The sequence below is a fragment of the Kribbella rubisoli genome, from assembly GCF_004217145.1.
GTDB classification, from domain to species: Bacteria; Actinomycetota; Actinomycetes; order Propionibacteriales; family Kribbellaceae; genus Kribbella; species Kribbella rubisoli.
Map to the genome: position 1 here is coordinate 1,133,093 of NZ_SHKR01000011.1, position 17,680 is coordinate 1,150,772.

Genomic DNA, 17,680 nt, shown 5'->3' on the forward strand with positions numbered 1-17,680 from the left:
CGGCCTGGCATCAACACGGTCATCGGTCGGTGATCCTTCCACACCAGGCGGTCACCGAAAGTTTCGACGTTGTGCCACAGCTGAGACAAAGGCCACGTCGGCCCGATGTGGGTGCAATCCGCACCGGTGGGAAGAATGGGCCACATGCTGCAGCCGTCGCGGGAGGTGACTCCCTACACCGAGCTCGACCGGGCCACCTGGGCGCAACTGGCCGAAACCACGGTCTCCCCGCTGACGGCGGACGAGGTCGAGCGGCTTCGCGGTCTCGGTGACGAGATCGACATGGACGAGGTCCGCGAGGTGTACCTGCCGCTGTCGCGGATCCTCTCGCTGTACGTCCGGCACGCCCGCGCGCTGCACGCCGACACCGAGAGCTTCCTCGGCAAACCGGCCGCGACCCGCACCCCGTTCGTGATCGGCATCGGCGGATCGGTTGCCGTCGGCAAGTCCACGACCGCCCGTCTGCTCCGCGAACTGCTGGCGCGCTGGCCCGAGCACCCGCGGGTCGCGCTCGTCACCACCGACGGTTTCCTCTGGCCGAACGCCGAGCTCGAACGCCGGAACCTGATGCAGCGCAAGGGTTTCCCGGAGTCGTACGACCGCAAGTCCTTGCTCCGCTTCGTGGTCGAGGTGAAGTCGGGCATGGACGCGGTCGAGGCGCCGGTCTACTCGCACCTGCATTACGACCGCATGCCCGGCGTCCGGACGACCGTCGAGCAGCCGGACATCCTGCTGCTCGAGGGGCTGAACGTCCTCCAGCCGGCGCCTCGGCACGCGGATGGGAAGAGCGGGCTCGCGGTCAGCGACTTCTTCGACTTCTCGGTGTACGTCGATGCCGCCGCCGACGACGTGCGCTCGTGGTACGTGGCGCGCTTCCTCAAGCTGTGGGAGACGGCCTTCCGCAACCCCGAGTCGTACTTCGTCCGGTACGGCGAGCTGAGCCGCCAGGAAGCGATCAAGAAGGCCGAGTCGCTCTGGGACGGGATCAACGGCCCGAACCTGCGCGAAAACATCCTCCCGACCCGCTCCCGCGCGACCTTGGTCCTCCGCAAGGGCCCCGATCACGCCGTGCGCTGGGTCAGGCTGCGGAAGCTCTGAGCGCCGGTACGACGGCAACCGCGACGACTGCTGCGGTCAAGGCGAACGCGATCGAGAAGCCGACGCCGCCCACGACAGCGCCGAAGATCAGTGCGCCGGCGCCCCAGCCACCGTCGTACGCGAGGTTCCAGAGGGCGCTGACCTGGCCGTAGCGGGAGCGATCGACGCGGTTGTACATCAGGGTCAGAGTGAGGTTCTGAGCAGCCCCGAAGCCGATGCCGAAGCAAGTGGATCCGATCAGGATCGCGACGGCACTGGGGAGGAAGACCAGCGATCCGGCGCCGACCGCGGCGAGGATCAGCGCGGGTGCGAGCAGCTTCGCCGGGCCCATGCGGTCGGCGTACCGACCTGCCAGCCAACGTGCGATGGGTGCTGCGATCGCCTGCAGCAGAAGGGCTGTAGCGACGAGTGACTGCTTGTCTCCGGCAACGGCCAGCGGTAGGAAGGTGACGCTGATGCCCGCGGCAACAGTCACAGCAGCGAAGATCAGGGTCGGGGTCAGCAGCCCGCTACGCCGTACGCCGCCGAGCACCTTCACGTGCTGCTCTTCTTCAGAAGTGTTCACCCTCGCGGGCAGACCGACCAAGGCGACCAGCCCGGCGAGTGAGGCGATCGCGGCGAAGACGAACAGTGCGCCGAAGCCGATCACGTTGGTCAGGTAGACGCCGAGCGGGAGACCGATCACCGCAGGTACGCCGACAGCCACGCCGTACACGCCGAGCGCCTCGCCGCGGCGGGTGGATGGGGTGAGGTCGGCGACCAGCGCGACCGCTCCGACGACCAGGATCGCGAGGCCGGCGCCGCGGACGATGCAGACGGCGAGCACGACCGGCAGCGCTGCGGAGGTCAGCAGAACCAGCGAAGGTGCGCCGAGGAGCACCAGCCCGAGCCCGAGGACGACCTGGTATCCCCAGCGAGCCAGCATCCGCGGCACCAGCAGCTCCACGGCCACCGCGGAGAACATCATCGCGGCAGTCGACAGCCCCGCGCCGACGCCACCGGAGCCGTTCGCGGCCAGGTAGAGCGGGACGACCGAGGTGAGCAGATACATGCTCAGGCCGGAGCCGAAAACCATCGCCAACAGCCGAACGAACTGCCTGGTCAGCAGCCGGTCAGCAGCAACAACCTGGACTGTGGGGATCTCGCACGCGGTGGCCATGACACTCACGCTAGAGACATACCGGTCCGCCCTACAGATCCAGTTCTGGACCACCGGAGAGGACCAGTTGATCGGTAATGAAGGCGCTCAGGCGGTTCAGGGCGGCGTCGATCTCGGGCAGGGTGACCGCGCTGCACGACAGGCGGAGGGCGTTGATCGGGGTGTCGCCGTCGTAGAAGTGCGTCATGGGGGTCCAGAGGACGCCGTACTCGTGGGCTGACTTCTCGAGGAGAGCGTCGTCGACCGGGAACGGGACCGTGACGACGACGAAGAAGCCGCCGGCGGGGACGGTCCAGGTGATTTCGCCGTTCGGGAAGCGGGTGGCGAGACCGTCGGTGATCGCCTGAAGGTTGGCGGCATAGACGGCGCGTTCGCGTTGGTTGGCCGCGACGAGGCTGCAGTCGTTGGCGAGCAATTTGCCGCCGACGACCGCCTGGGCGACCGGTGAGGTGTTGACGGTGAGCATGCTCTTCAGCTTGGAGAGTTCATCCGCCAGGAGGCCTGTGCCGACCGTCTGGTCCGCGACCGCATAGCCGACCCGCGCTCCGGGGAGACCGGTCTTCGCGAACGAGCCTAGGTAGACGACTCGACGGGATGTGTCGAGGGACTTCAGAGTGGGCATCCGCTGATGGCCCTGGACTGGGAACAGACCATACGGGTTGTCCTCCAGCAGCAGGATGTTCTCGGCTGCGCCGATCTCCAGCAGCTTGTGCCGGGCAGCGAGGTCCATGCTCAGGCCGGACGGGTTGGCGAAGTCCGGCATCACGTAGCAGGCGCGCGGACGCCGCCCCTCCGCGCGGACCGACTTCAGCACGGTGGCCAGATCGTCCTCCTCCCCCACCGGAACGACGGGGAGGTTTACGAGGCGGGCCGCGCCGGTGATGCCGACGTACGTCGGGGAGATGGCGAGCATCACGTCATCGGGGCCGGCGCAGAGGGCGCGCAGCGTGAGGACCATCGCCTCCTGGCAGCCGACCGTGACGACGATCGCTTCCGGGTCGACGTGGATGCCCTCGTCGATCGCGAGGTTGCGGGCGACCAGGTCCTGGATGATGCCCTTCGTCCGCCCGTACTGGAAGATCGTCCGCCGGACCGCGGCCTCGTCGTACCCCTGGTCCCGCAGGTACTGCGCGAACAGGTCGAGATACCGATGCAGGTCCTCGAGCGCGAAGAACTCCTCGGTCGGCCGTCCCGCCGCGAGCGAGATCGCGTCCGGGTAGTGGTGCGAGATCTCGTTGAGGAAGTTCATCGAGTTCAGCGCCCGGTCGGTGAGCGAGCCGTGCAGGTCGCTCAGCTCGAGATCGGCCATGTCGCTCTCCCCACGCTCAGTTCCCGTACGGCGGCCAGGTCCGCGCACCCCGCCAGCAGCATCGCGTCCCGCACTTCCCGGCCGAGCAACGCCAACGCCTCATCCGCGCCTTCCACAGCGAGTGCCCACAGCAACGGCCGTCCGACCAGTACGCCGGAAGCGCCGATGGCAACCGCCTTCAGCACATCGAGCCCACTCCGTACGCCGCTGTCCAACAACACCGCGCAATCCTTGCTGACAGCATCGACAACCGGGCCCAGGGCGTCGATTGACGCGACCGCGCCGTCCAGCTGCCGCCCACCATGGTTGGACACGACGACTCCGTCCACACCCACTTCAACGGCCCGCCGAGCGTCCCGAGGATCCAGAATTCCCTTCACCACAAGGGGAATCGGACACCGCGTCCGCAACCACTCCAGATCCCGCCACGACACGGCCGGCTCGAATGCGGAAGCCGTGTGCGCGGCCACCGCCGACAACCCCGGCGCCCCGGCGTGCGCTTGTGTCACTTTGTCGACAAGGTTCTCCGGGGCGACGTCCGGAGGGAGCGCGAACTCGTTGCGTATGTCCCTCAACCGGCGGCCCATCACCGGTACGTCGACGGTCACCATCATCGCGCTGCAACCCGCGTTCACCGCTCGCTCGACCAGGCTTGTCACCACGTGACGGTCTCGCAGCCAGTAGAGCTGGAACCAGGACGGGGTCACCCCCGCGATCTTTTCCAGAGGGACGCTGCTCAGGGTGCTGATGGTGTACGGGATGCCGGCTCGCGACGCGGCCGCGGCCAGGAGCAACTCGCCCTCGGGGTGCAGGAGCTTCTGGTAGGCCATCGGAGCAACCGCGAACGGGAGCTCCCACCGCGTGCCCAGGACTGTCCAGAAGGGGTTCGGCTTCGCCGTACCTGTGAGGATGCGGGGGGTCAGCGTGATTGCGTCGAAGGCGGCACGGTTGAGGCGAAGGGTGTGTTCGGAACCGCTGCCACCGGCAACAAAGTCGTACACAGCCGCCGGCAGAACCTCACGAGCAAGCGGCTCGAAGTCGGCGAGAGTCTCAGGCATCTGTGAAGGTTCTGGCTAGCCAGGTCGATGCCTCGGCCATCGCCTTCTTGCCGCCGTCGAGGATCCCGGACATGGCGAAGAAGCCGTGGACCATGCCGTCGTAGCGGCTGAGAGTGGTCGGTACGTCGGCAGCGTGGAGCTTCTCGGCGTAGTACTCGCCCTCGTCACGGAGCGGGTCGTACTCGGCGGTGATCACCAGCGCAGGCGGCAGCTTGGCGTGCGACTCCGCGAGCAGAGGCGAGGCCAGCGGGTTCTGCCCGTCTGCGGGATCGGCGAGGTAATGCTTCCAGTACCAGCCGACCGAGGTGTTGTTGAAGAGGTACGGGTCGTTGCCGTTGCGCATCGAGATCGTGTCCGAGCCGTACAAGGTGTTCGGGTACACCAGCAGCTGACCGGCCAACGCCGGACCGTTGTCGCGGGCAAGCAAAGTCACCGCTGCCGCCAAGTTGCCGCCGGCACTGTCTCCACCGACAACGAGCCGCGCGGGATCAACTTGCGGCTGCGCTGCGATCCACTGCGTCGCCTTGTGGCAATCGTGGACGGCCGTCGGAAACGGATGCTCGGGCGCCAGCCGGTACCCGACGGTGATCACCTGACAAGGTACGGCGTTCGCCAGCTTGCGGCTGATGCCGTCAGCGGTGTCGATGCTGCCGAGCGTCCATCCACCGCCGAAGAAGTAGACCAACGTCGGCAGCGGACCCGCCAGGTCAGGGCGATAGACCCTCAGCGGCAGCCCGTCGTCGGTCGTGACGTCCTCGACGGAGTGGACCGGTTCGACCTCGCCGCCCGCGGCCCGGATCGAGGCGAGGTCCGCCTCCCGAGCCTCGGCCAGCGTCTGGGTGTAGAGCTGCGGCACCTGGTGAGACTCACGTTCGGCGCGCATCGCCTCGACCTGTGGGTCCAACGGCATCGGTTCACCCCAATCGGATCGGCATGGACGCATGTCCACGCAGCAGCAAGCTATGACTGCGAACCGGCTCCCCCGCCAGCTGCAGCTGCGGGAATCGCTGGAACAACTGTCCGAACGCCGCCCGTCCTTCCATCCGAGCCAGCCCGGCGCCGACGCAGTAGAACGGCCCCGCACCGAACGACAGGTGCTGCAGATCCACCCGATCCGGATCGAACGTGTCAGCGTCCGGATGCTTGGCCGGATCCCGGTTCGCAGCGCCGGGCAGGATCAGCACCAGACTGCCCGCGGTGATCGTCTCCCCGGCCAGTTCGAGGTCGACCGACGCCTTCCGGCTGATCAGCTGGACCGAGCTCTGATGCCGCAGGATCTCCTCCACGCAGTCGGCCGCCCGGACAGGTTCGTCGCGCAGGGCATCGACCAGGTCAGGCTGAGCGAGCAGCAGCTCAAGCCCGTTCGTGAGCAGGTTCATCGTGGTCACGAAGCTGGCGTTGACGAGGACCAGCAGGTTGTCGATCAGCTCCTGCTCGGCCAGGTCCGAGTCAACCAGCGAACTCACGAGATCGTCGCGCGGCTGGACCCGGCGGTCGGCGAGCATCCGCGCGTAGTAGTCGTTCAGCTCGTCCGCGGCCTGGTTCGCGGCCGCCAGTCGCTCCGGCGCCTTTCCGCCGAGGTCGAGGTAGTCGTCGATGGCCTTCGTCCGGTCCCGGAACCAGCCCAGGTCCGACCGCGGAATGCCGAGGAACGTGCCGATGACGGTGATCGGCAAGCGATACGCGAAGTCCACGAAGTCGATCACTTGACCGTCCCGGCCGGCCTTGCCCAGGTCGTCGAGCAGCTCGGTGGCCAACGCCTCCACGACAGGTTCGAACCCGGTCAACCGACGCGGCGTGAGTACCGCCTGGAACACCTTGCGCATCCGCAGGTGCTCCGGCTCGTTCTTGAACATCATCGACCCGCCGAGCCGCCGCAGTACGGCGTCCTGCGGGTCCGGGTCGGCCGTCAGCAGCCGGCCGAATCGCGTATCTTTCAAGGCCTCCTGCGCCGCGTCGTACCCGTTCACGACGACGGCGTACGGCGAAGTGCCGGGCTCGAGGCGGCAGACCGGGCCGATCCGATGCAGCTCCGCGAAGAGCGGCATCGGATCGCGACGGCCCTGCTCGGAGCCGAGGGCGGCGAGAATCTCGTTCGCACTCCGAGCAGCCATGTCAACGCACCAGGTTCAGCGGGACCGAGGCGGCCATCAGTTGGTAGCCGACGTCGTTCGGGTGGATGTGGTCACCCGAGTCGATGTCCGCACGCAGCTTCGACGGCGCCGCCGGGTCCCGCACTACCTTGTCGAAGTCGAGCACACCGTCGAACTCGTGGCTCGACCGCAGGTAGCTGTTCACCGCCTGCCGAGTCGCCTCCTTGGCCGGTGTCCAGCTGTCCGTGCCGGAGAGTCCTTCGAACGGCGTGATCGTCGTGACCAGGCTGCGGATACCGCGCTCCTTGGCTTGCGCGTTCACCTGCCGCAGCGCCCCGATGATCTCGGCGGCGGAGTCGTCGGACATCCAGATGTCGTTGATGCCGAGCTCGGTGATCACGGTGCGTACGCCGGTCTGCGCGAACACGTCCTCGTTCAAGCGGGCCAGCGAGTTCACGCCGACCTCGCCGAAGCCGGGGAACGCGCCGTTGTCGGACGGCTCGGTGCCCTCGTGGTTGAGCCGGCTGCCGGCCAGACCCGCGTTCAGCACACTCGGGAACGGCTTGTGTCCGGCCGATGCGGCCAGTCGCTCGGCCAGCTGGTCCGGCCAGCGGTTGTTGGCGTTGGGGGTGCTGTTCGTGCCGTCGCTGATCGAGTCGCCGAGTACGACGATCGAGCCGGCGTCGTCGTCGGTCTGGACGTCGACACCCGACAGGAAGAACCAGCAGCACCGACGCGTCGTCGGGTAGTTCGCGCCGCCCGGGTCGCTGACATGGTTGCCGACGCCGACGAAGTTGTCCTGGATCGACGAGCCGTGGAACGTCGTCGGGCCGGTGTTGTCCTGGAAGTACAGGCTGACGACGAGGTCGTCGAGTGTGCCGATCCGCAGGTTGACCGGGTCGCTGAGCAGCTCGCTGCCCTTGACCATCGACGCGCTCCCCGATCCGTTGAACGTCAACGTCCGCAGGGATGCCGGGTCGATGTCGGACAGTTCCGGCGTCGCCTTGTTGGGCTTGGCAACGGTTGCGGCGGCGACCGTGACGGTCTTCTCGCCGTAGATGTTCGACAGCCGGACGCGGATCCGGTTGCCGCCGACCGTCGGGCGGATGTTCAGCCGGACGCTCTGGTCGGTCAGCCCGAGATTCGTCGAGCCGGTCGCGTCGCCGTGGGTGACCGCGGTCGCCCAGGTCCCGACCCATCGGGCGTCGTTGTGGCCACTGAGGGTCGAGCCGGCCAGGCTCGATCCGGCGAGAGTGAGAGCCGCGGTGACCGCAACCGCGCGCCAACTGCTGGAAATGGACATGGACTGACCTCCAGGCGGAATGGATGCGGACGGAACGTAATACGCCAGAAGGAATCCGGTCAATGAATCAGAATGCATTTCTTTCGGGCCCGGAACAGCGGTTAGCGGCTCAGTTGCACCCACGAATCGCAGGGGTATTCCTTCACACCGCGCGGGGCGCCGATCGAGTAGAGTCACAAGGGACGGCTGGGGGTGGCCGGAGCCTGAGGGGAACCAGACGAAAATGCCGCCTGAATTCGTCCTGCCCGAAAACAGTAGCAATTACGTGGGTCAAGTCCTGGAGCTGTTCCAGGAATTCTCCGATCGGCCGGCGCTGGCCCGCGGTGACCGGACCGCGACGTACAGTGAATTGATCGCCGACGTACTGCGTTTCGCCGCCGCTTTCCGCGATGCCGGCGTCCGGCCTGGCGGCAAGGTGCTCGTGATGGCGGCGAACTGCTTCGACGCGCCGGCGCTCCAACTGGCCCTGCACCTGCACGGTTGCCGGGTGCTCTGGAGCGCGCCGATCACGTCCCGCCGCGAGATCGACGCATTCGCGGCGCTGGCCGACGCCGACCTGTTCGTGTACGACGATGCGAGCGAGCTCGGCCAGGCGTTGGCGGACTCGCTCGCGCCGATGCCGACATACCGGATCGCCGAGCTCGACTCGCCGACGCCGTACGAGATCAGGGCGACGCCGGCGCCGGACTCGGTGTTGCAGACCAGCGGGACGACCGGCGATCCGAAGCTCGTGCATCACACGCAGGCGTTCTACGAGCAGATCCTCGAGCTGGCCGCGGCCTTTGTCGCACAGGGTTTCCCGATGCTTCGGCACTACTCGGGGTCGCCGCTGTGGCTCGCGAGCGGGCAGATCACCACGTTCTTCAACCTGTTCACCGGCGGCGTGCTGTTCCTCACCGACACGTGGTCGCCGGACGAGTTCTACCGGATCGTGCCGGCCGAGCGGATCACGTCGACGTATGTCACGCCGCCGATGTTGTACGAAGTGCTTGATTATCCCGGTGGCGCGGACGTCGATTGCAGCAGCTTGTTCATGTTCAACGTCGGCGCGGGTCCGGCGACACCGGCGCGCTTACGGCAGGGGATCGAGCGCTTCGGTCCGGTACTGCGGATCGTGTACGGGCTGAGCGAGTGCGTCGTGGTGACGGCACAGCCCGGGTTGACGGCGGACGCACGGCTAGCGTCGGCGGGCACGCCGTACGGCGATGTGCGGATCGAGATCCGGGACGGCAACGGGAAGGTGCTGCCGAACGGGCAGACCGGCGAGGTGTGGGTGCACAGCAATCTGGTCTTCGCCGGGTACCTGAACCAGCCGGAGCTCACCGCCGAGACACTGGTCGACGGTTGGCTCAGGACACGTGACCTCGGGTACGTCGACGACGACGGCTTCCTGTTCCTCGTCGACCGGGTGCACGACATGATCGTCACCACCCGCCGCAACTGGGCGATCTTCTGCCGGCCGATCGAGGACGTGCTGAGCAGTCACCCGGCGGTCCGCACGGCGGCGGTCATCGGCGTCCCCGACCCAGTGGTGGGCGAAGCGGTGCATGCGTTCGTCGTCGTGCGCTCGTCGGTGGCAGCAGAAGAGCTGCAGGAGCTGGTGACCACGACGCTGAACGAGATGTGGGCGCCGGCCGCGATCGACTTCGTCGGCGAACTGCCGCTGACGAAGATCGCGAAGGTCGACAAGATTGCCCTCCGCAAACTCTACGCCGAACTGCACCCGCAGTCATGACGCCCAAACGCGGTCTCGTCATCCTGTTCGTGGCGGACGTGCTGTCGGCGGTCGGCAGCCGGATCACCATGGTCGCGATCCCGTGGCTGGTGCTCGTCACCACGGGCAGCGCGGCCCGGATGGGTCTGGTCGCCGCGGTCGAGCTCGTGCCCTACATCATCGCGAGCATCATGGCCGGCCCGATCATCGACACCCTCGGACCCCGCCGTACGTCGATCCTCGCGAATCTCTCGAGCGCCGTCGCGGTGGCAGCGATCGCCGCAACCACCAACCTGGGCTTCGCCGCCCTGCTCGTCCTCGTCGCGGTCGCCGGCGCACTCCGCGGCGCTGCCGACCGCGCGAAGGATCTATTGGTACGTCCAATGGCCGAGGCTGCGAACGTCGAACTGATCCGCATCACCTCACTCCACGAAGCCTTCGCTCGCGGCGCGACTCTGCTCGGCGCACCGCTCGGCGGCCTGCTGATCTTCTGGACCGACGCCGCCCGCGTGCTGTGGATCGATGCGGTGACGTTCGTCGTCTGCGGGGTCCTGATCGCCGCTTTCGTCCGCCCGCCCGAGGTCGTCGCGGACACCCGCCGGGACAAGTACTTCCGCTCCCTTGCCGAGGGCTTCTCGTTCGTACGACGGGACGAGCTGCTCGCGACGATGCTGATCACGACGTTCACGATCAACATCTTCGCCAGCGCGAGTACGGCGGTCTTCATCCCGGTCTGGGTCCGCGACGAACTCGGCTCGCCCGCCGGTCTCGGTCTCACGCTCGGGGCGTTCTCCGCCGGTGCCCTGCTCGGCAGCATCACGTTCGCCGTACTCGCCACGAAGGTGCCGCGCTACCTGACCTTCGCGATCGGCGCCTTCGTCGGCGGTAGTCCGCGGTTGCTCGTCCTCGGTCTCAGCGACAACCTGGCCCTGGTCATGGTGGTGACCTTCCTCTCCGGCATCGGGATCGCCGCGATCAACCCCGTCTTCGGCGCCGCCCTCTACGAACACGTCCCGAAGCATCTTCAGGCCCGAGTCATCGGTCTGGTGGCCGCGACGTCATTCGCCGGCCTTCCACTGGGTGCTTTGCTGGCCGGTGAGTTGGTCAGCGCCCTCGGACTGATCCCGGCTTTGATCTGGTCAGGCCTTGCCTGCCTGGTCGTCAGCGTGTTCCCCTTGGTCCGCCGCCGCCCCGGGAAGGTTCTCGACGCACCGAGCACAGTGGAGGCAACGTGAACGAAGCCACCGACCCCTACTGCCTCCGCCCCGGCGAGAGCCTCGAGCTCGTCGCAAACCACCCGTGGCGGAGGTTTGTCGTTCTGGGCGACAGCGTCGTCGAGGGATTGTGCGAGCCGGTCGAGGGATACAGCGATCTCCAGTGGGCGGACCGGATCGCCGCGGAGCTGCGCGCCGTACGCTCCGAGCTCGCCTACCTCAACCTCGGCGTCAGCGGACTGCGGACTCGCGAGATCCTTTCCACGCAGCTCGAGCCGGCTCTTGCCTTCGGCCCGGATCTCGCGCTGGTGGTTGGCGGAGGCAACGATGCGTTCCCGGCAACGTACGACGCGGACCGGGTCGATCGCGAACTGACCTTGATGATCACCACGCTGCAGGGCGCCGGCGCGGAGGTGATGACGCTCGGTATGTTCGACATCTCGTACAGCCCGGCCGTCGTCGAGTGGCTGCGTCCGGGCCTCAGGCAACGAATGCGAACCCTCTCCGATCACACGGCCGAGCTCGCCGAGCAGCTTGGCACGATCCACATCCACCTCACCGACCACCCGCTCTCGACCGATCCGAGCCTCTACAGCAGCGACGGACGCCACGGCAACGCCAGGAGCGATGCCGTCGCGACCGCCGAAACGCTCCGGGCGATCGGGCGCCGGCTCAAGGCACCAGCAGCAGACCACTCGTCAGCGCGCCCTGGCCCACGTTGACCACCGGCCCGGCGCCGGGAACCGTGAAGCGGAGGTAGGCGCCGGCCGGAGTACCTCCGAACAAGTACGGCGCGACGCAGAACGGCACGTCCGCCTCCTGCGTCTCCTCGGTCTCGAGGTTCACGAACTGCATGGTCAGCCGGTCCACGTCGATGTGCTGCTGGACGATGTACCCGCCCTCGCTCAGAGCTTCCTCGATTGCGTTCGCCCAGGTCGCCTCATCGACCTCGGGACCGACCACCACGCCGACGCCGCCGTACGAGCCGTTCGGCTTGAGCACCAACTGGTTGCGATCGGCAAGTACACGATCCCGCAGTCCGGCCGACAGGATCTCGGTCCGCGGCACATGCTGTCGGACGACCTCGGCGTCGGCCGGGTCGAGCTCGTAGAGATCGCTCCACAGCCAGGCCAGGATCGTCTTGCTCGCCAGCAACCAGCTCGCGGTCGCTGTGAACATCCGCACCGACCCGCCGGCGACGGCAGTCCCCAGCGCATCCAGACCGTCGCTCGGCTTCATACCTTGCGGGACGAACATCCGCAGTACGGCATCGATCGGGCCGTCGTCGACGCAGAGTCGACCGTCGGCGTCCAACGTGAGCCACTCGACCGGATACACCCGCATGTCCATGCCGAGCTCGCGGCCGCGCTCACTGAACGGTTCGAGCAGCTTGATCATCGCCATGCCGTCCTGCGAGCCCGGGTACGTCCCGCCGGTGGTGAAGACCATCGCCAGCCGATCGTTCCCGGTCAGCTGTAACGCAGACCGGACGGCCTCGTACCGCGCGTCGACCGCCGACGCCGGCGCGGTCAACCCGAGCTCGTCCAGCACAGGGTCGCCCGCGTAGGCGTTGAGGAACCGATGAGCGACTCCATCGGAGTCGTGCGCCCCACCGAGCGCGCTGTCGATATTGGCCTCCACGACGTACGGCGTCCCGGTGCTCAGCAGGATGTCCGCGCGTACGCCGCCGAGCAGGTCCTCGCTCAGCGGCAGGCCCTCGTCCAGCAGGTCGATGTACCCGACCGGCATCCCGAGCGCCCGCCGCAACTCCCCCGCAGTCGTCGCCCGCCGCAAACACGCGCCCAGGATCAACCGCGCAACCGTTGCCGACAGCTCCGTCATCGATCGGTAGCTGGTTGCAGACATGATCGGCGGCCGGAGCGGTCGCCACTCCTTGTTGTGCGTCGCGACACCGTCAAACACCTCCCGCCACGCAGCAGTGCCCCGCTTCACCAGCGCCGTACGGGTTGCTTCGGGCAACTGGTTCCACACGTCGGTCATCGGTCCTCCAGTACGGCGTTGATCGCGGCGACGAGTTGGTCCCGGTCGGGCTGGATCGCTCGGTCGAGGGCAAGTGCGAACGGCAGAACGGCGCCGTCGGGTCGCGTCACGCGGCGGGGTGGCGCGTCCAAGGTGAAGCGCTCGGCGGCGACCGCGAGGATCTCGGCGGCGAATCCGCTGGTGCGGTTGGAGTCGTCGATCACCACCAAGCGGCGGGTCTTCGCGACGGATGCGGCCAATCCGTCGAGGTCGAGCGGGTACACGGTCCGAGGATCGAACACCTCTACGGAGATCCCGTGACCGGCCAGCTCGTCCGCGACAGACAATGCATCGTGCACGAGGTGGCCGATAGCAACGACTGTCACGTCGTCGCCAGACCGCGCTACTCGTCCGACGCCGACTGGAACGGGTGCCAGGGTGGTGAAGTCGACGTCTTCGCGGACTCCGAGCGCGGCTGAGGGTGCGAAGAAGACCACCGGGTCGTCGTCGCGGATCGCCGACACCAGGAGACCGTAGGCGTCCGTGGGGGCTGCGGGGACGACGGTCTTCACGCCGACGTGGGCGAGCAGGGTGTAGGGATGATCCGAGTGTTGACCGGCCCAGCCGGTGCGCGAGCCTGATCCGGTGACGACGTACGTCACGGGGACCCTGCACTGGCCGCCGGTCATCAGGGAGAACTTGTGAGCCTGGTTCGCGATCTGTTCGAAGACCAGGAACAGCAGCGACGGGATCTGGAACTCGATCACTGGGCGCATCCCGGCGAGCGCCGCGCCGGTCGCGAAGTTCGTGAAAGCCTGCTCGGAGAGCGGGGTGTCGAGTACTCGGTCCGGCCCGAAGCGGGTGAGCAGGCCGGCGGTCAGGTTGGACGCGGCGACGCGGATGTCCTCGCCGAGCAGGAAGACGGACTGGTCGCGGTCCAGGGAGTCGGCGAGGGCGCGGTTCATCGCCTTCAGGTACGAGAGCTTCGGCATCAGGGCATCACCGCATACAGGTACTTGAGCGCCTCGGCCGGATCGGGGTGAGCGCTCCCCAGCGCGAACCCGGCCGCCGCATCGAGGACCGCCTCGATCTCAGCGTCGACGGCCGCCCGCTCGTCGTCCGGCAACCGTGCGCCCTGGATCACGACCGGATCCCGCGACCGACCGAACGCCACCTGATCGGCCGAGCGATAGTCGAGCCGGGCCCGGTGCTCGAACGTGTGATGCGCGTCGAACCGGTACGTCATGCACTCCATGAACGTCGGCCCCTCGCCTGCCCGAGCGCGCTCGACCGCAGCCGTCGTTGCCTCCAGCACCGTCTCCGGATCCTGCCCGTCCACGATGTACGCCGGGATGCCGAACGCCTCGGCCCTTCCGGTGATGCTCCCGGCCACGGCCGACTCGACCGGCATCGTCGTCGCGTACCCGTTGTTCTCGCACACGAAGATCACCGGGACCCGCCAGAGCGCAGCCAAGTTGAGTGCCTCCAGCAACATCCCTTCGTTCATCGCCCCGTCACCGAAGAACGTGACTGCAACCGTGTCGCGCCCTTGCCTGCGATGAGCCCACGCGGCCCCTGTCGCGATCGACGCGGCCGCGCCGACGATCGCGTTCGCCCCGAGGATCCCCAAGCTGAAGTCGGCCGCGTGCATCGAACCGCCGCGCCCCTTGTTCAGCCCGCTCTCCCGCCCCATCAGCTCGGCGAGCAACTGCCGCGGGTCGACGCCGCGGGCAAGGACATGGCCGTGCCCTCGGTGCGTGCTGGTGATCACGTCGTCCGGCGTCAACGCCGCACACACGCCCGCCGCGATCGCCTCCTGCCCGACGTACGGGTGGATCCCACCGACGATCTCGCCGGACCGCACAAACTCGATCGCCCGCTCCTCGAAGCGACGGATCAAGCGCACGGTCCGGTAGAGATCGGCAGTGCTCACGTGGTCAGCCCTTCACCGCAGCGAGGATGGCGTCCCAGAGCCGGGCGCGGGCGGCAAGCGCGCTGTTGATGGTGTCCGCGCAGGCGTCCCATTTGGTCTGGTCGTCGCCGCACAGGTCAGTGACCATCTGCATCGCCATCGGGGTGTGCTGCTCGCCGTCAACCTCGATGTGCCGCTCGAGGTAGTCGACGAAGGTGTTGAGCCGGTTGGACCGTTCGTTCACAGCGACGACCTGCTGGAACATGTCCGGGATCAGGTCCTCGCGCCCGAACGCGAAGGCCGCCGCCTGGCAGTGGATCGGCGCGTTCTCGATGATGTCCCAGGTCGTGCCGGCGAAGTCGACCGACGCCTGCGGAACTCCGGCGGCCTTCAATGAGTCGACCACCGCGCCGCCATTCCGGAGCAGATCGACCAGGCGCGTGATCGCCGAGGTGTCGGCGCCGGCTTCCACCATGCCGTTCACGTACAGCTCGAAGTGGCTGATGAAGCCGTCGCCGAGCTCGTCGCTCTCCTCGACCATCACGATGTCGTTGATCAACCTGCGGCTGCTGGTGTGTGCGGTCGGAATCCACGGGACCGTGACGCAGGTGAGCTCGCGCTGCAGTGACTTGAGCAGCGACATGAAGTCCCACACCGCGAACACGTGATACTCCATGAAGGTCACGAGTGCCTCGTGCGTATCCAGGTTCGCGTACAACGGGTGCTGGACGACCTTGTCGCGCGCTTCGCCGACGGCCTTTTCGAGTTGCTCGATCCCGGGATGCGTCTGACCCCAGTCGTAACGGGACATGTCCTGATCTCCTAGCGGTCGGCCCATAGCGTCGGGCAGTAGTCGGGGTCGGCGTAGTCCGGGTGGCCGGCGGTGGTGCGGCGTACCAGGACGTCGTGGTTGTAGGCGGCAAGGGTTCCGTCGCTGAGGGGGAACTCGCGGTAGGCGTTGGCTCCGTCCTGGAGGTGCAGCGAGATGGCGCGGCGCGGGCGGTCGGTGACGTTGGCGCCGCTGCCGTGGTACGTGCGGCAGTGGTGGAAGTTCATGTGACCGCGCGGGATCGTGATCGGCAACTTGGTCACCTCGACGCCGTTGTACGCCGCGTTCTCGGCCAGCATCTGGTCGAGCTGCGACCGGTCCCGTTCGGCGAAGTGGCGTACGACGGTGTCGTCGGAGCCGATCTCCTGCCAGCGGTGGCTGCCGTCCACCATCGTGATCGTGCCCATCTCCGGCGGGCAGTCGTGGAACGGGATGAACGCGGTCAGCATCCGGTCCGACAACGAGGACGACCAGTAGTGCTTGTCGAAGTGCCAGGGGACGATGTTCGAGGGCTCACCGGAGATCGGCGGCTTGTAGATCAATGTGGACTGGAAGATCCGGATCTCGTCGGTCTGCGCGAGCCGGGCCGCGACCGCGCCGATCAGCGGCTTGCGGAGGATCTTGGCGAGACCGTCGTGCTCGTAGTGCACGTAGTCGTTGTGCCGCTGGACGTCGCCCTTCGACGGGTCCCAGTAGGCGAGCTTTGGCGGTGCGAGCGGGAGGGTGCGGTCGCGTTCGCCGGCGTAGTACCGCTCGCTGGCGTTGACGAGCTCGTCGGTCTCGTCGTCGGTCAGCAGCTTCTTGGACAGGTACCAGCCGTGCTCGTTGTATGAGGCAACATCTTCGTCGGTGGGGAGGAGCTCGATCTCCTCCTCGGACAGCTTGAAATGGCTGTACCTTTTGATTCCCTCGCTTCGCTCGGTCATGAGACCCCCTCGAGCTCGCGCTCCTTCGCCTCGTACAGCGCCTTGATGTTGCCGCTGCCGAACGTCATCGCGCCGCGGCGCTCGATGATCTCCAGGAACAGCGTGCGGCGTACGTGCATCGACTCGGTGAAGATCTGCAGGAGCTGACCCCAGTGGTCCCGGTCGACCAGGATGCCGAGCTTCTCCAGGTCCTCGATCGGCGTCTCGACCTCGCCGACCCGCTCCGGCAGCGCCTGGTAGTACGTCGACGGCGACGCGAGGAAGTTGACGCCGCGACCGGCCAGCGTGCTGACCGCCTCGACGATGTTGCTGGTCCGCAAGGCGATGTGTTGTACACCGGCGCCCGCGTGCCAGCTGAGGAAGTCGTTGATCTGCCCCGGACGGCGGTTCGGATCCGGCTCGATCAGCGTGAACGTGACGTGCTTCGACGGGCTCTGGACGACGGTCGACTCCATTCCCTGCCCCGCGACCTCGATCGTTTCCTCGAAGATCGGCAGGAACCCGAAGACCTGCTCGTAGAACTCGACCGTCGGCTTCAGTTGGCCCGACGGTACGCAGATCGCCAGGTGGTCGATCTCGCTGAACAGCTTCTCGTCCGGCCCGCCGGCCGGCTCGGTGAGCTGGATCGCGCCCGGCAGGAACTCGTACCGCGGTCCACGCCGTTCGACGAGTCGATGGATCACGTCGCCGAACCCACCGACCTCGGCGATCACGACCGTCGTCTCCTGGTCGGTGTAGATCACCGGCGCGGCGATCGATTCGGCGCCCCGGGCAAGCAATTCGTTGTAGGCGCCCGCCGCGTTGTCGACCTCGATGCCGACCACGGCGACACCGTCACCATGCCGCTGCACGTAGGCAGCCGCCGGATGCTCGGCGGCCAGACCGGACGTCAGCACGATCTGTACCGCATCCTCGCGCAGCAGCAACGAGCGCTGGCCGGGCAGACCGGTCTCGGGTCCGCCTTGGCCGTGTATCTGCAGGCCGAACGCGTGCCCGAGGTAGAACGCCGCCTGCCGAGCGTCGCCCACGTACAGCTCGACGTGGTCGATCCCGTAGATCTCCATTACGCCCTCTCCTCACTGTTG

The 17,680-nt window shown here is 67.3% G+C and carries 16 protein-coding genes; 4 read left to right on the top strand and 12 right to left on the bottom strand.

Going from position 1 to position 17,680, the window contains the following annotated elements:
• The first annotated feature begins 144 nt into the window (after positions 1-144).
• Positions 145-1,098, top strand: a complete 954-nt coding sequence (coaA, locus tag EV645_RS08290) for a type I pantothenate kinase (RefSeq protein WP_130441355.1) — start codon at positions 145-147, stop codon at positions 1,096-1,098.
• Here the strand turns inward: coaA and EV645_RS08295 are convergent.
• From EV645_RS08295 to EV645_RS08320, 6 genes are read right to left on the bottom strand one after another with little or no spacing between them, the layout of a single operon-like run.
• Entirely contained in the window at positions 1,079-2,257 is a 1,179-nt protein-coding gene (locus tag EV645_RS08295) for an MFS transporter (protein WP_130441357.1), read from the bottom strand. The two genes, coaA and EV645_RS08295, sit on opposite strands and share 20 nt — an antisense overlap.
• A gap of 31 nt (positions 2,258-2,288) precedes the next feature.
• A complete protein-coding gene (locus EV645_RS08300) occupies positions 2,289-3,566 on the bottom strand; it encodes an aminotransferase-like domain-containing protein (RefSeq protein WP_130441359.1) in 1,278 nt (425 codons plus the stop codon).
• On the bottom strand, positions 3,548-4,624 hold the full coding sequence (locus EV645_RS08305; RefSeq protein ID WP_130441361.1) for an alpha-hydroxy acid oxidase: 1,077 nt from the start codon (positions 4,622-4,624) through the stop codon (positions 3,548-3,550). The genes EV645_RS08300 and EV645_RS08305 overlap by 19 nt, the downstream gene beginning before the upstream one ends.
• Positions 4,617-5,534, bottom strand: a complete 918-nt coding sequence (locus EV645_RS08310; RefSeq protein ID WP_130441363.1) for an alpha/beta hydrolase — start codon at positions 5,532-5,534, stop codon at positions 4,617-4,619. The genes EV645_RS08305 and EV645_RS08310 overlap by 8 nt, the downstream gene beginning before the upstream one ends.
• A 4-nt stretch (positions 5,535-5,538) precedes the next feature.
• Positions 5,539-6,738, bottom strand: coding sequence for a cytochrome P450 (locus EV645_RS08315; RefSeq protein WP_130441365.1), 1,200 nt, complete (start codon positions 6,736-6,738; stop codon positions 5,539-5,541).
• A 1-nt stretch (position 6,739) separates the two neighbouring features.
• Positions 6,740-8,020: an SGNH/GDSL hydrolase family protein gene (locus tag EV645_RS08320; RefSeq protein WP_130441367.1), complete on the bottom strand. Its 1,281-nt coding sequence runs from the start codon at positions 8,018-8,020 to the stop codon at positions 6,740-6,742.
• Between the two features lie 265 nt (positions 8,021-8,285).
• Between EV645_RS08320 and EV645_RS08325 the strand changes: the two genes are divergently transcribed.
• The 3 genes from EV645_RS08325 to EV645_RS08335 are packed head-to-tail and all read left to right on the top strand — an operon-like array spanning position 8,286 to position 11,670.
• On the top strand, positions 8,286-9,755 hold the full coding sequence (locus tag EV645_RS08325; RefSeq protein ID WP_242000273.1) for a class I adenylate-forming enzyme family protein: 1,470 nt from the start codon (positions 8,286-8,288) through the stop codon (positions 9,753-9,755).
• Positions 9,752-10,969 (top strand): MFS transporter, encoded by a 1,218-nt coding sequence (locus EV645_RS08330; protein WP_130441371.1) that lies wholly within the window; start codon positions 9,752-9,754, stop codon positions 10,967-10,969. Before EV645_RS08325 ends, EV645_RS08330 begins: the two co-directional genes overlap by 4 nt.
• Positions 10,966-11,670, top strand: coding sequence for an SGNH/GDSL hydrolase family protein (locus tag EV645_RS08335; RefSeq protein WP_130441373.1), 705 nt, complete (start codon positions 10,966-10,968; stop codon positions 11,668-11,670). Before EV645_RS08330 ends, EV645_RS08335 begins: the two co-directional genes overlap by 4 nt.
• Here EV645_RS08335 and EV645_RS08340 read toward each other — a convergent pair.
• The 6 genes from EV645_RS08340 to hppD are packed head-to-tail and all read right to left on the bottom strand — an operon-like array spanning position 11,621 to position 17,659.
• Positions 11,621-12,949, bottom strand: coding sequence for a hypothetical protein (locus tag EV645_RS08340; RefSeq protein WP_130441375.1), 1,329 nt, complete (start codon positions 12,947-12,949; stop codon positions 11,621-11,623). The genes EV645_RS08335 and EV645_RS08340 overlap by 50 nt on opposite strands.
• A complete protein-coding gene (locus tag EV645_RS08345) occupies positions 12,946-13,920 on the bottom strand; it encodes an alpha-ketoacid dehydrogenase subunit beta (protein ID WP_130441377.1) in 975 nt (324 codons plus the stop codon). The genes EV645_RS08340 and EV645_RS08345 overlap by 4 nt, the downstream gene beginning before the upstream one ends.
• On the bottom strand, positions 13,920-14,861 hold the full coding sequence (locus EV645_RS08350) for a thiamine pyrophosphate-dependent dehydrogenase E1 component subunit alpha (RefSeq protein WP_130441379.1): 942 nt from the start codon (positions 14,859-14,861) through the stop codon (positions 13,920-13,922). The genes EV645_RS08345 and EV645_RS08350 overlap by 1 nt, the downstream gene beginning before the upstream one ends.
• A 4-nt stretch (positions 14,862-14,865) precedes the next feature.
• Positions 14,866-15,651: a DUF3050 domain-containing protein gene (locus tag EV645_RS08355; RefSeq protein WP_130441381.1), complete on the bottom strand. Its 786-nt coding sequence runs from the start codon at positions 15,649-15,651 to the stop codon at positions 14,866-14,868.
• A gap of 11 nt (positions 15,652-15,662) precedes the next feature.
• The gene (locus EV645_RS08360) at positions 15,663-16,595 is read right to left on the bottom strand and encodes a phytanoyl-CoA dioxygenase family protein (RefSeq protein ID WP_130441383.1); all 933 of its coding nucleotides are present in this window, start codon (positions 16,593-16,595) and stop codon (positions 15,663-15,665) included.
• Positions 16,592-17,659, bottom strand: a complete 1,068-nt coding sequence (gene hppD / locus EV645_RS08365; protein WP_130441385.1) for a 4-hydroxyphenylpyruvate dioxygenase — start codon at positions 17,657-17,659, stop codon at positions 16,592-16,594. The genes EV645_RS08360 and hppD overlap by 4 nt, the downstream gene beginning before the upstream one ends.
• Between the last annotated feature and the right edge of the window lie 21 nt (positions 17,660-17,680).

Coding starts and splice junctions, on each gene's coding strand:
- coaA (WP_130441355.1), top strand. CDS start 145: ATGCTGCAGCCGTCGCGGGAGGTGACTCCCTACACCGAGCTCGACCGG.
- EV645_RS08295 (WP_130441357.1), bottom strand. CDS start 2,257: ATGGCCACCGCGTGCGAGATCCCCACAGTCCAGGTTGTTGCTGCTGAC.
- EV645_RS08300 (WP_130441359.1), bottom strand. CDS start 3,566: ATGGCCGATCTCGAGCTGAGCGACCTGCACGGCTCGCTCACCGACCGG.
- EV645_RS08305 (WP_130441361.1), bottom strand. CDS start 4,624: ATGCCTGAGACTCTCGCCGACTTCGAGCCGCTTGCTCGTGAGGTTCTG.
- EV645_RS08310 (WP_130441363.1), bottom strand. CDS start 5,534: ATGCCGTTGGACCCACAGGTCGAGGCGATGCGCGCCGAACGTGAGTCT.
- EV645_RS08315 (WP_130441365.1), bottom strand. CDS start 6,738: ATGGCTGCTCGGAGTGCGAACGAGATTCTCGCCGCCCTCGGCTCCGAG.
- EV645_RS08320 (WP_130441367.1), bottom strand. CDS start 8,020: ATGTCCATTTCCAGCAGTTGGCGCGCGGTTGCGGTCACCGCGGCTCTC.
- EV645_RS08330 (WP_130441371.1), top strand. CDS start 9,752: ATGACGCCCAAACGCGGTCTCGTCATCCTGTTCGTGGCGGACGTGCTG.
- EV645_RS08340 (WP_130441375.1), bottom strand. CDS start 12,949: ATGACCGACGTGTGGAACCAGTTGCCCGAAGCAACCCGTACGGCGCTG.
- EV645_RS08345 (WP_130441377.1), bottom strand. CDS start 13,920: ATGCCGAAGCTCTCGTACCTGAAGGCGATGAACCGCGCCCTCGCCGAC.
- EV645_RS08355 (WP_130441381.1), bottom strand. CDS start 15,651: ATGTCCCGTTACGACTGGGGTCAGACGCATCCCGGGATCGAGCAACTC.
- EV645_RS08360 (WP_130441383.1), bottom strand. CDS start 16,595: ATGACCGAGCGAAGCGAGGGAATCAAAAGGTACAGCCATTTCAAGCTG.
- hppD (WP_130441385.1), bottom strand. CDS start 17,659: ATGGAGATCTACGGGATCGACCACGTCGAGCTGTACGTGGGCGACGCT.